The sequence below is a fragment of the Fimbriimonadia bacterium genome, from assembly GCA_039961735.1.
Classification (GTDB): Bacteria; Armatimonadota; Fimbriimonadia; order Fimbriimonadales; family JABRVX01; genus JABRVX01.
The window spans coordinates 49,356-61,698 of the sequence record JABRVX010000018.1; the positions used below are offsets into that span (position 1 = coordinate 49,356).

The 12,343-nt window shown below is 62.7% G+C and carries 9 protein-coding genes; 5 read left to right on the forward strand and 4 right to left on the reverse strand.

Annotated features, from left to right (window positions below):
* Window positions 1-10: 10 nt before the first annotated feature.
* The 4 genes from HRF45_06570 to HRF45_06585 all read right to left on the reverse strand — a co-directional run bounded on the left by HRF45_06570 (window position 11) and on the right by HRF45_06585 (window position 6,297).
* A complete protein-coding gene (locus tag HRF45_06570; protein ID MEP0766191.1) occupies window positions 11-2,401 on the reverse strand; it encodes a glycosyl transferase family 36 in 2,391 nt (796 codons plus the stop codon).
* A gap of 118 nt (window positions 2,402-2,519) precedes the next feature.
* Entirely contained in the window at window positions 2,520-3,776 is a 1,257-nt protein-coding gene (locus tag HRF45_06575) for a hypothetical protein (protein ID MEP0766192.1), read from the reverse strand.
* Between the two features lie 172 nt (window positions 3,777-3,948).
* On the reverse strand, window positions 3,949-5,658 hold the full coding sequence (gene tadA / locus HRF45_06580) for a Flp pilus assembly complex ATPase component TadA (protein MEP0766193.1): 1,710 nt from the start codon (window positions 5,656-5,658) through the stop codon (window positions 3,949-3,951).
* Window positions 5,659-5,715: 57 nt separating this feature from the next.
* Window positions 5,716-6,297 carry a response regulator gene (locus HRF45_06585; protein ID MEP0766194.1) on the reverse strand — a complete coding sequence of 194 codons (582 nt, stop codon included), beginning with the start codon at window positions 6,295-6,297 and terminating at the stop codon, window positions 5,716-5,718.
* Between the two features lie 259 nt (window positions 6,298-6,556).
* Here HRF45_06585 and HRF45_06590 point away from each other — a divergent pair, with 259 nt between their 5' ends.
* The 5 genes from HRF45_06590 to HRF45_06610 all read left to right on the forward strand — a co-directional run bounded on the left by HRF45_06590 (window position 6,557) and on the right by HRF45_06610 (window position 11,851).
* The gene (locus HRF45_06590) at window positions 6,557-8,521 is read left to right on the forward strand and encodes an ADP-ribosylglycohydrolase family protein (protein MEP0766195.1); all 1,965 of its coding nucleotides are present in this window, start codon (window positions 6,557-6,559) and stop codon (window positions 8,519-8,521) included.
* A gap of 7 nt (window positions 8,522-8,528) precedes the next feature.
* Window positions 8,529-9,335: a diaminopimelate epimerase gene (dapF, locus tag HRF45_06595; protein ID MEP0766196.1), complete on the forward strand. Its 807-nt coding sequence runs from the start codon at window positions 8,529-8,531 to the stop codon at window positions 9,333-9,335.
* 35 nt (window positions 9,336-9,370) lie between these two features.
* The gene (locus HRF45_06600; GenBank protein ID MEP0766197.1) at window positions 9,371-10,228 is read left to right on the forward strand and encodes a class I SAM-dependent methyltransferase; all 858 of its coding nucleotides are present in this window, start codon (window positions 9,371-9,373) and stop codon (window positions 10,226-10,228) included.
* Window positions 10,225-11,334 (forward strand): glycosyltransferase family 4 protein, encoded by a 1,110-nt coding sequence (locus tag HRF45_06605; GenBank protein MEP0766198.1) that lies wholly within the window; start codon window positions 10,225-10,227, stop codon window positions 11,332-11,334. The genes HRF45_06600 and HRF45_06605 overlap by 4 nt, the downstream gene beginning before the upstream one ends.
* A 73-nt stretch (window positions 11,335-11,407) precedes the next feature.
* Window positions 11,408-11,851 (forward strand): DoxX family protein, encoded by a 444-nt coding sequence (locus HRF45_06610; GenBank protein MEP0766199.1) that lies wholly within the window; start codon window positions 11,408-11,410, stop codon window positions 11,849-11,851.
* The last annotated feature ends 492 nt before the right edge of the window (window positions 11,852-12,343 follow it).

Below are 12,343 nucleotides of genomic sequence, written 5' to 3' on the forward strand. Positions count from 1 at the left end.
CGCAGGGCGCTTAGGGGAGGCCGACATGCTGCGTCTTGCCGCTTCCGCTCGAGTACAGCAGGACATCGGCAATCGGACCATCTGCCGGCCCCCCATACCCCTTCGGCTTGCGCACTTCGATCTCGAACACATCGCCGCGGAACGGGCGTCGGATCCGAAACCTATCCCATCCGGACGGCAGGATTGGGCGCACCCGTAGTCCCTCGGGCTCTGCTCGGACCCCACATAGCCAGTCGAAGGCCACACGCTTCATCCAAGCCGCCGAGCCCGTGTACCAAGTCCATCCGGCGCGGCCTTCGTGTGGCGAGTCGGGTCCATCCACGTTGCCGGGCATCACGTACGGCTCGGCGGCATACCGATCTGGGTTTTCACTCGACCGTAGCGGCGGACACAGCGAACGGAACACAGCTAGTGCCGTGTCCGCATCTCCCATCATTGAGAAGGCTTGCACTGCCCACATGGCCGCATGGCAGTACACTCCACCGTTTTCCCGCAAACCGGGTGCATAACGCGTGATGTATCCGATGTAAGGGTCGAGTGCTGTGTAGGCGGGGCGCAGCAAGAGTGCTCCATAAGGTTTGAGCAGCTGCTCACGGGCTGTTCGCATCGCGCGCTGTGCCCGTTCCGGAGGTGCAATGCCGCTGATTACCGCCCACGTCTGTGGGTTCAGATACAGACTTCCTTCTGTGCACTCTCGCGCGCCAAAAGGCTTGCCGTCATCGCGATAGCCTGCAACGTAGCGGTCCTCGTCCCATCCCCATTCATTGACCGCGCGCCGCAGAGACTCGGCGCAGCCGGCGTAGCGCTCAGCCGCCTGGCTGCGGCCCAGCTGCTTCAGATAGCCGTTCCAGCGTTCGAGGATCGTGTAGAGGAACATCCCGAGCCAAACGGACTCACCGCGTCCCTCGATTCCGGCGTGGCTAAGGCCGTCGTTCCAATCGCCCGCCTCGATAAGCGGGAGTCCTCGCGGCGACAGCCGGTCGAGGGACCGGTCCAGTGCTCGCGTGGAGTGCTCGAGGAGCGACCCCGAGCAACCGTACGAATTTCTGGACAGAAATCCGAGATCTTCGTCTAGTGCCTCGGCGTCTCCAGTCTCGTCCAGATACGCGAGAACGGCAAACGGAAGCCACAGCGCTGTGTCGCTGTGCCGGCTCTCGGTGTAGATGTCGGTCCCCGGATGCCACCAGTGTCTAACTCCCCCGTCCTCGTACATCGCCTCCGCATGGAGCCGGATCTGCTCGAAACAGCGCGACGGCTGGCTGAGCAGGTGGATAAGGCTGTCTTGCAGCTGATCTCGATAACCGTACGCCCCGCTCTGCTGGTAATAGCCGCACCGCGCCAGCATTCGGCCCGCGACGGCCTGATAGGGAAGCCATGCGTTGCACAGCACGTCGAGCGCGGGCTCGGGGCTCTGCACCGAGACATCACTGCACAGCGAGCGCCAGTGCGCCTTCACTTCGGCGAGCGCGTCTTCGGCGGCATCTGCGTCGAAGCGCTGTGCCATCGCCAGGTTCGACTCATCCGAGCTGCCGGCTCCGAGTATCACTACCACGCGCTTGCTCTCACCTGGCGACAACTCGAACAGAACGCTCCCACAGCCTACGGGGTCATCCCAGCGGCCCGTGCATCCGTCTCCCCGCCCTTGCGGACCGGGATGAAGCGATGGGCCACATAGCGCCTCGGGTCGGGCCATGTCGCCCCGCCTGCCCAAGAACGTGCGCTTGTCGGTCAGCCATTCCACATCGCCCACACCGGTAATGGCCGACACCGCGCCGACCGACCCGTCCACCACGTTGCGCGAGTGGGGGTGCAAACCAGGGTGTCTGCGTGCGATGAGGGCATTCCCGCGCACGCGCGTCTCGATGAAAAGCCGATGGAACTCGCGGTGCCAGTCGCCAACCCCGCCCAGGTGCCATTCCACGTAGGTTGTTAGCCGCACGCGGCGCGGACTGGCTCCACGGTTCTGCACCTCGATCAGCCAAACCTCGCAGGCGGAGTCTAGAGGCACGAACACCGTCTGCGAGGTTGCCAGCCCGACGAATTCGCGCTCGTACACGGTGTAGCCCAGTCCGTGTCTCACCCTGTCTCCCGGCAGCGACAGCTTCGTAGGTTGCCACGTCGTGGAGAAGATCGCTTTCGGCTTGTCTGCATCCTGAACGTACACGAAGCGACCCATCGCGTCAGTCGAGAGGTCCTGGTCCCAGCGCGACAGCCGAAATAACTGGCAGTTCCCGAACCAAGAGAAGCCGCCTCCGACCTGGCTCACCACCGCGCCGTACTGCTCGTTGGCAAGCACGTTGACCCATGGGCGCGGCGTCAGCACGTCCGCGATGACGAACTCCGAAGTGTCGGGGTCGAAATGGCCGTAGTGGTTTGGGAGCAATCGGACGGGGTTGCTCAATACTTTTATCCGGGGGGCACGCGAGAGTGGTCAGGAATCACGTCCGCCAGTTTACTCGCTGAATGGACTTTGCACCAATCCAGTAGCCCGAAAGGCGGTCTTGTAGCCCACGCCGGCCTCAATCTAGCACCTGACTCCGTGGCCAGAAACCCGCCCGCTTGAACCCGCGCTCCACCACGGGGTGCGAGTGGAAGAGGCGATGAGGAAGCCCGCTGCGGTAATTCTCGAGCGCCAGCAACATCATGCCGAGGTCAATGCCGATCACGTCCGGGCCGACCCACGACCGCGACGGATTGATGCCGTTACTGAAACCGTAGCGCCCGTATGCGTTGGCGTAGTTGTTGCGGAAGTGCTCCGCGGCCGCCATGCTCTCGGTCGGCGTGTAGATCATGCTGGCAATGGCCGAAGTCGGGATGACCGTACCGTTGTCATCGCCCCATCCCGGCGCGCCGAGCGCCTTGTAGCCGTCCGGGGTGTCGCCCGCAGAGAGCCCCCAGAAATTGGGTCCATAGCCTGCGTATCCCTTCGGATTGTTGATGCAGTACAGCCGGTTCGCCAGCGTGTGGTTTCTCCCGCTGGTCCAGTAGTCGAGCCCCAGAACGTCCCGCGTGCGGGAGAAGTCGAGGAAGCTTTGCGACATCTGGTGTAGAAAAAGCGGCCCACCCCCGAACAGCTTGTAACCGAAGTAGTTCACCACAGGCCGCGAGAAAGCCGTCCACGAAGCCGTGGGCATCGCCTCCCATGCGCCCAGCGCAAGGATGTAGAGCACCATGTGCTCGGCGTAGCTGTCCCAACGGTATGGCAGGAAGCCGGCCTCCGGGGTCCACCCGTGGCAAAACGAGAGGGAGCCGGGCTTCGTCCCGCCATCTGTCAGCATCCACTGCCAGTTCACCGCGTCCAGCATCGCGTTGAACTCGTTCGTTACCGTGGCGTCCCTAAAGTAGCGCTCGGCGATTACCGCGCCGGACAGCAGGATAGCGGTGTCTATGGAGGAGACTTCGCTGCTCCACATGCGAGCGCCCGTCTGCCAGTGGATGAAATGGTAGAACCAGCCATTGACACGCGGTGCGACGGTGTTGAGGTTCTGCAACGTGATGCGCGTCCTCACCAGCCCCTGATTCCGCGTGATCCAGCCGCGCTCCACACCGATCGCGTTCGCTGCGAGCGCGAAGCCTGTCGAGGCGACGCTAGATACGGTGTAAGGGTCCGATCCGACCAAATTGGCCGCCCGGTCCTTCGTGAACCCCGTGGTGGGATTGGACTGCTCCCAGAAGAAACGGAAGGCTTTGTAGGACAGCTCGTCGAGAAGCGCCTGGTCTTGCGCGCTGACTTGAGCGCAGACACCGAGGAAGACAAGAAGCGTAGCAAGGGTCATACTGTCTATTGTACGGCAAGTTCTGCGCATTAGCACCGCTGCGGAGGGGCAAGCCCGGGCCGGGACATCGCGAACGGGCATTCGGAGGTATCGCGAACACGTTGTACCTGGATTGCGTTGCGACGTCCCTCGATAACCTCTCCGTTCTCCGGATGAGGCCCAGCCTGCGTTTTTACGCTGCCAGTTCCTCGGTCTCGGTTTCCTCCGTGTGCGCCAGGAGGAAGCGGCCGGCTTCGGCGGGAGATGTTTCGCCCGCCATCAGCTTGCGGCGGATATCTTCTTGCATGGTCACCATCCCGGAGCGCACGGCAGCGAGGCGTATGTCCGCGCCCGAGGCGCGTCGCAGCGTTAGCGCTCGGATGTCGTCGTTCATCGTGAGCACCTCGTGCACGCCGACGCGCCCCCGATAGCCCGAGTTCATGCAGGTACTGCAACCCTTAGCGTCCCAGATCGTTGCACCGGAGGGCAGACCGAGCTCGGCGGCCTCTTCCGGAGATACGGCTCGCTCCACCCGGCACTCCTTGCACAGGCGGCGGAGCAGGCGCTGGGCAGTTGCGGCGATGAGCGCGGAGTTGATAAGGTAAGGTGGTACCTCCATGTCAATCAGACGAGGGATGGCACTCGGTGCATCATTGGTGTGCAGAGTCGAGAGCACGAGGTGCCCCGTCATGGCGGCTCGGGCAGCGACCTCTGCTGTTTCGAGGTCTCGAATTTCTCCGACCAGAACCACGTCGGGGTCCTGGCGCAACGCCGCACGAAGTTGGGCCGAGAAGGTCAGGCCCACCTTCTCGTTGACCTGAGATTGCCCAATGCCTTCCAGCTCGTACTCGATCGGGTCTTCGCACGTGAGGATGTTGATGCTCTCGTCGTTCAACTCGCGCAGAGCGGAGTAGAGCGTGGTCGTCTTGCCGCTTCCGGTGGGACCAGTCACCAGAATCAGCCCGTGCGGATGAGCAAGCGCGGCGCGGAATGCTTGCTCGATTTCCGGCGTCATACCTAACTCGGAGAGTGGACGCGGGCCGGCCTCCTGGTCGAGCAGTCGAAGCACCGTTCTCTCGCCCCACCGGGTCGGCAGAGTATTCACGCGGATGTCTACTCGATGCTGGCTCAAACGAATGGAGATGCGGCCGTCCTGCGCCTTCCTGCGTTCTGTAATGTCTATGTCCGCCATCAACTTCAAACGCGATATGATGGCGGGTCGAAGCGCCTTGGGGAGCTGGCGCATGCGCCGCATCACGCCGTCCACCCTCATGCGAACCTCCAATCCGGTGCGACGAGGCTCGAAGTGGATGTCGCTGGCTCCCGCTTGCACGCACTCCGCGAGGATGTCGTTCACTAGCCGAATGACCGGCGCTTCTTGCCCGGCCTTGCGCATGCTCTCGACCGAGAACCCGTCGGAATCTTCCTCGACAGGCGCCGCGTCTGCCTCGGCCGCCTCCGGGCACCCACCGCCGACGCCATAATAGTAGGAGATCGCTCGCTCGATGCGTTCAGGCAGAGCGTAACGAACATCCAGAGGCTTGCCGGTTCGTGCTTGGAGCCAGTCCTGAGCCTCCAAGTCGTCCGGGTTGCACATGGCAACTACAAACGCATGCTCATCGAGCTTGAGGGGGAAGAGATGGAAACCGGAGGCGGTGTTCGCCGGGACCATCTCCAGGGCTTCTGGAGTGGGCGTGGTATCGCACATCGGTTCGTAAGGAACCTCGAACTGCTCGGCTATGGCGCGCCCAAGATCGTCGAAGCCGATCAGCCGAGATGCAACGAGCACCTCGCCCAGGCGTCGGCCGGAGTTGCGCGACTCCTCGAGCGCAGCCTCGAGTTGCGATTCGGTGATACGGCCCGCCGCGACCAGTATTTCGCCCAGGCGCCGTCGTGCAATCATTAAACTGCCTTACTCCTCGGAGGGATTATCGGTCAGTTTAGGGAGGTTGTGCCGAAACTAGATCGGAATTCCGGCCTGCTGGAGCACTTCTACCGCGACTTCCCTCATCGTACGGCTCGAATTGCGCGCCCCGAAGTGAATCGTCTTGAACGCTTGCTCTTCGGTCATCCCCTTCGAGTTCATGAGGTACGCCTTTGCCCGGTCCACCAGCTTCCGTGCCTCCAGTGCCTCGCGAAGGTGCTCGGCTTCCTTCTCGGTCGCCACGCGCTCGCGGAAGCGCTTGACGGCGATTTCGATGGCAGGGCGGATCTCCTCACCCCGAATGGGCTTTACCAGGTAACCGCCGGCCCCGACTTCTCCCGCCTGCTGAATCAGTTCATCCTCGACATAGCCAGTAAGGAACAGCACGGCGCAAGGGCTCACGAGCTGAGCTCTCTTGGCCGCTTCGATGCCGTCCATCTCGGGCATGCGAATGTCTAAGATCATGAGGTCGGGTGACACTTGTGCGGCCTGGTCCACTACCTCCAGACCGTTCAGACACTCGGCAACGACGTGGTGGCCGAGGCTCTCCAAATGTTCCCTCAGTACCTGACGAACGGCTTCGTCATCGTCCGCTATCAGAATTCTCCAATTGGCCATTCTTTATAAACACACTCTCAGTGGTACCCCGAGGCTCACCATGACGTGCCCTGGGGGGATTCGGACCCAAGATTCCGGAGGCTCATCACCCTCCGAGGTAACCTGCCTTCATTCGCCCGTTCCGACGAGCGTGGAGGTGCCCGCGGATCATGACGAATCGCATCATGAGGCTCCGCTGGCAAAGTGTGGCACAGCCGGGCGTCAAAGTCAACTTGGCTAGCCTCCCATCGAGCTACGACCCTATGGCCTTGGAACTACTATGGTAGGCACAGTATTCTACATTCCAAGTGAAGAGGTCTCGCAAAGCCGTCTCGGCTTCCTCTACGGAACCGCGGCGGGCGGGACTCTCGGTGCACAGCGAGCCGGAGGCGGCGACTACCTTCCTGTCAGGGGCTTCAACCCCATTCCGCCGACGATGAGGCCGCTGCCTGCTCTCGATCTGCAACTCACATGGCTGTCGCTTCTTGCCGACCACGGCAGGCCGAACTCGCCGCATCCCTTCTGCACTCGTTATCGCGACACTGTGAATACGAGGGCATCAGCCGCGGTGTTTGCACACCGGAACCTCGAAATGGGACTCACGGCCCCAGCGAGTGGGTCGGTGGGTAATGCTCTGGCTGAAGGTTTCGGTGCTGCTGCCTCGGGTGCGATGTTCGGTTGCTTCTGCCCTGGCGACCCGGCCGAGGCCGCCCGGCTTGCAGGACTCGCAGCAACGGTAGACCACGCGCGCGAGGGGGTGCTCTGCGCGATGTTCGTGGCGGCAACCTGCTCTGCGCTGTTCGCCACCAAACGGTTGTCGGAAGCGGTGGGGGTTGCGCTCAAAATGGTGCCGGCCGAGTCCAATACCGCGGCCTGCGTGCGGGCCGGGATCAACGCGGCTCTCGAGGTGCCCGCGGCTCCGGCTGAGGCTCGCAAGCGCATCCAAGCGGCAGCCAAAGAACCCCATCACGCATTCGGCCCGCTGAACGCTGGGTTTTTCGTCTACTCACTACTGGCAGGAGGAGGCTCCTTTGGCGAGAGCGTGTGCCTTGCAGCCTCGCTCGGCGGAGACTCGGCTTCGCTCGGTGTGGCGGTGGGCGGCGCGATGGGTGTCCTCGTGGGCGTAGACGGCATCTCGGACGATTGGAAACGCCCACTCGGCAACCGCCTGCTGAGCACTTCCGACATGCAGCGACCCGAAGATGCAATCACCTTCGAGGCCTTTGCTCATCGGATGGACGAGGTTGCCCAGAGATTCGTTCGCGAGGGAGCGCCGGCTATCGTGGGAGAGGCCCCCGCTGAGGAGTCTGTGCCCGCCACCACAGACGAGGCGACCGGTGACAGGGCCGTTCCACATGCGGAGCGACCCGATCCGCTGGCCCTCATGAAGGATAGCGCGCTGTGCCGACCCGTATGGTCGTTGAACCAGAATTCACAGATCGTCGAGTGCTGTGGGTTGCGAGTCGTCTTCGACTTCCAGGAGCCTCCCATCGTGTACCCTGGTAGATCCAACAAGGCGAGGATAACGGTGGAGAACCTGGGCGACCAGGACGTCAGCGCCGAGCCCAACGTCACGGCACCGGATAATTGGACATTGGCCTGCCGGCCACAGCCCGCATTGCTGCGGCCCGGGTCTGCCTACGAGTTCTGCGTCGTGGCGCAATCGCCTTCGGGTCACACGCCGCAGCCGGGAAGGCTTGCGATGCGAATTGGGGACTGCTCGTTCGAGGCAACACTCCTGCGTCCGAACGGGTGGATGGTTGTCGGACCGTTTCCGAACCCCGAAGGCACGGCCTTCGACAAGCACTATCGCGCCGAGGACGTGTACGGTCGGGACGAGGTGTTCATGCTTCGCTCGAACCTGCCCGGCAAATGGCAGCCGCGCTGGGTGGAAGGGCCTTGGATACCGCTGGCCGAGGACTTCGGCGATAGCCCCGGAGTCGTGTACCTCCGGACCATCGTGGTTAGCGGAGAAGCGAGACCGGTGCGCATCGTCGCCGCCACAGACGATGGCCTGGTGTTATGGGTCAACCGCGAGAAGAAGCTGTGGTACCACGACCATCACCAAGCAGTGCCTCTGCCAAAACCACCCTACATCGCTAGCGCCAAGCTGCGACGGGGAGAAAACGAACTGATGGTGAAGGTGCTCCGCTGTTTGCACCCGTGCCGCGGCGTATGGGTGTACCTCCTAGACGACGATGGCAGGGTGCCTGCGGACCTCGTGTTCGACGAGACCCGCGCTTAGGCCGCCGATGAAGTTTCACCGCGTGTCCTCCGTGCAGAACCGATTCCTGCTCGTGGACTTACGAGAGACCGTTGAGCACGACTGGTCGGCGCTGGCTCTCGACGTTTGCTGGGGCGAAGACCGCACTCGGGCCGAGTGTGACGGGCTGTTGGTGTTCGAGCCGGGTGAGCCACTGCGTTTGCGGATGTTCAACCCGGACGGCACAGAGGACTTTTGTGGCAACGGATTGATCTGCGCCGGGGCATACGCATGGCTCACGGGTGCCGTCCATCGGCAGGAGTTTGCGATTCGTCACGGGGAGTCGGACGTTCCGATCGCGCTGAAAGTGGACGCCGGCGAGCCACTTGCGGTGACGATCAGTCTGCCTGAACCGTCCCGCCTCGCGAGTTCCATCCCGATCTCGCTGCCCGATCCGTTGCCCGCCGAAGTCCTACTGCCCGACTTTCCACATCCCATCCGTCCGGTGTCCACGGGCACCGCGCACTCGGTGATCATCATAGACTCGCTGCCCGAGAATACTGAATTCGAGATGCTCAGCCGCCAACTGGAGAACCACCCTGTCTTCCCGGAGCGCACCTCGGTGGAGTGGGTGCAGGTCCTGGCTCCAGGCAGCGTGCGAGTGCGGATTTGGGAGCGTGGGGTAGGCGAAACACTCGGATGTGGGACCGGCTCGGCCGCAGTAGCCGCGGTCACCTATGGGCTGTTGCATCAGGGCGATCTGTGCGTGGTCTCGAAGGGCGGAATGCTTGCGGTGCGCTGGCTCGGAAGCGGCCCCGTTTTCGTCACCGGCCAGCCGCAAATCGAAGCGATGTAGGAGGCCGCCCACATTCCGGCGAAGCGCTTCGATGTATGTCGACTGAGATTGTGGAGCTATTCGAACCCGACGGCACCAGCCGAGGACTCTACGACTCGCGCAACCGACTGAATGATCTTACGGGACGCGAGTGGGTGTTCTCGACGCGCTCGGTGATCCCCAAGGCATATCCGCCATCGTTTCAGTTCGAACTCCGCAGTCGGCACGGTGGCCAGAAGCCGCCAGAGCTGTGCGCGGAGTTGATCCGGACCTTCACCAAACGTGGGGGGAGCGTTCTGGACCCGTTCATGGGGGTCGGCGGGACCCTGCTCGGGGCCTCGGTCATGGGACGGCGTGCCGTCGGGATCGAGATCGAGCGGCGGTGGGTAGACATCTACCAGGAGGTCTGCCGACGCGAGGGCTTGGCGCCACAGGAGACACATGTCGGCGACTGCCTCCAGGTGCTGCCGTCGCTCCGAGGACCGTTCGACTTCGTGCTAACGGACGTCCCTTTCTGGAACATGGATACGGCCAAACGCTCCAACGGAAAGTGGAAGAGGTTCGGGCAAGAGGCCGAGGAGAGGCGCCTGCGCAAGAAGCTGAGTCGCTTCAACGAGAGGGAAATTCGGGGCAAGAGGGAGTGGCTGGAGGAGATGACCACTGCATTCTCACACTGCCTCGAACTGCTGCGACCGAAGGGATACTGCGCCATTATGGTAGGCGACATGTACCAAGGAGGACGTTATCACCTTCTATCGGCTGACCTTGCCAACTCGTTGGAAGGTGTAGGCTGGGTGCTGAAGGCCGACATCGTCTGGTACGATGTGAGTAAGCAACTCCACCTGTACGGCTATCGATACGCATTTATCCCGAGCATCGTCCACCAGCACATTTTGGTATTGAGGAAGGAATGAGCGACCGCCCCCTACGGGTGCTGCAGATCGTCTCGAGCACGAAGAACTCCGGCGGGGAGCGACACGTCCAGTTGCTCGCGCGGATGTTGCATGAGGCTGGACATCGGGTGACTGTAGCGTGCCCATCTACGGGATGGTTGGAACGGGACGGCTTTACTGTTCTGCCGCTGAAGATGCGGGGCATGGGGTTTGTGGCGGGGCTGCGGACACTTCTCAGAGACTCGGCGCGCGACCGATACGACGTAGTTCACACTCACCTCACTCGCGCCACCTACCTCGGATGGTTGTTTTCAGCTCTTTCCGGTGTGCCCCAGGTAGCGACGGCACATGTGTTCACCCGCGACCCGGTGTACCGGCTCGTGGCTCGGCGTGGCTCCCGCATCATCGCCGTGTCGGCGGCCGTGCGGGACAGTCTCATCACCACCGGCGTCCGAGCGGATGCCATTGACCTCGTCCACAACGGTACCGAGTTCTTGGCCGACAGCGAAACGACCGGAGACGTGCGGTCAGAGTTCGGGATCCCACCGGATGCACGGATCATAGGGCTGGTGGGCAGGATTGCGCGCGAAAAAGGCCACCTGGTCGCTCTCGATGCCGCTAGGAAAGTGATACAGTCCGAAGGCAGGGCACGTTTCCTATTCGTTGGGCGCATCGAGCCGAACTTCCGTGAGGAGTTCGAGACATCCGTCGCTCGCCACGGACTTGGTGGCCATGTGGTGGTAACGGGCGACCGCAACGACGTCGCACGACTGATGGACGCCATGGAGATCGTGTTGCTTCCTTCGGAGAAGGAGACCTTTGGAATGGTCGCCATAGAGGCTATGGCGAGGGGCCGGCCGGTCATAGCGACGCGAACCGGCGGCCTCGAGGAAGTGGTAGTAGACAAGGAGACTGGCTTGCTCATCGAGCAGGACAGCGAGAGGCTGGCCGATGCTATCCGCCTGTTGCTTTCGGACGACGCGCAACGCATCCGAATGGGTGATCGTGGCAGGCAACGAGTGCGCGAGAACTTTACGCATACGCGAATGGTAGAGAGAATAGAGGCGGTCTACGCCCGTGCAATCGGACGTTCGAGTGCAGGCGGCAAGCCGAACGGCTCGGGCTAGCCGAAGGAATCCTGCTTCGCAACGCTAGGGATACACTCTCGGACGCTGCGCACGAGACTCGGAGGGAGGAAGAATGAGCAACGGATCGCAGAAGAGAGGTTTGGAGGCGCTTCGCGAGTTCGGGGCGCTGGTTCTGCGGCTGGCACTGGCCGCGATCTTCATCTACGCCGGCGGTTACAAGGTGGGTCTCTTCGGGGGCCAGCCAATCGCTCAGACGATTGAATACTTCGGCTCGATGGGCATTCCGCCGGTGCTCGGCTACCTGGCCATTCTGGCAGAGCTCGGCGGAGGAATCGGTCTAGTGCTGGGGTTCTTGATGCGGCTCTGTGGCCTCGGCATCGTCGTGGTAATGATTGTTGCGATCGCGATGGTGCACTGGCAGCACGGCTTCTCCCTGAAAGACAACGGGTTCGAGTACAACCTCGCGCTCGCGGCCATGGGCCTCTACTTCGTGTGCGCCGGTGGGGGTCCGGTCTCGCTGGACAATGCCATCTGGGGCAAGCGAAAGAAAGGCTGACGCGGAGCCGCCTTCGCGCGTCTGACTCCTTGGAGCAGCAGATCGCTCCAAGGTTGGGAGGCGAGAGAAATGAAGTGCAGACAGATTGCCCCGGTCCTTCGCAAGGCGATGTGGATCGGTGGGGGCCTTCTGCTCGTGACGGTTATGGGCCTCGTTCCTGGGGCTCCTGCGCAAGTAGGTGCGGCGCTCGCCGTTTTCGTGCAGAGTGACTCGAAGGCGCCGGCCGAGAAGGGCGCGGAGACCAAGAGCCCGCCACCGGCGAGATTCAGTTCCTCTGGCTCGACCTCTGTGCGGCCCGGCGGCTCGCAGGTGAGACCGCCTCGGAGCGGTGGTCAATCCGGCGGCTCTGTGGTGACGCCTCCTCGGAGCGGTGGTCAATCCGGCGGCTCTGTGGTGACGCCTCCTCGGAGTGGGGGTCAGTCTGGCGGCTCTGTGGTGGCTCCGCCTCGGAGTGGTGGTCAATCCGGCGGCTCTGTGGTGACACCTCCTCGG

Excerpts from the sequence above, each read along its gene's own strand:
- HRF45_06575 (MEP0766192.1), bottom strand. The coding sequence starts at position 3,776 with ATGACCCTTGCTACGCTTCTTGTCTTCCTCGGTGTCTGCGCTCAAGTC.
- tadA (MEP0766193.1), bottom strand. The coding sequence starts at position 5,658 with ATGATTGCACGACGGCGCCTGGGCGAAATACTGGTCGCGGCGGGCCGT.
- HRF45_06585 (MEP0766194.1), bottom strand. The coding sequence starts at position 6,297 with ATGGCCAATTGGAGAATTCTGATAGCGGACGATGACGAAGCCGTTCGT.
- HRF45_06590 (MEP0766195.1), top strand. The coding sequence starts at position 6,557 with ATGGTAGGCACAGTATTCTACATTCCAAGTGAAGAGGTCTCGCAAAGC.
- dapF (MEP0766196.1), top strand. The coding sequence starts at position 8,529 with ATGAAGTTTCACCGCGTGTCCTCCGTGCAGAACCGATTCCTGCTCGTG.
- HRF45_06600 (MEP0766197.1), top strand. The coding sequence starts at position 9,371 with ATGTCGACTGAGATTGTGGAGCTATTCGAACCCGACGGCACCAGCCGA.
- HRF45_06605 (MEP0766198.1), top strand. The coding sequence starts at position 10,225 with ATGAGCGACCGCCCCCTACGGGTGCTGCAGATCGTCTCGAGCACGAAG.
- HRF45_06610 (MEP0766199.1), top strand. The coding sequence starts at position 11,408 with ATGAGCAACGGATCGCAGAAGAGAGGTTTGGAGGCGCTTCGCGAGTTC.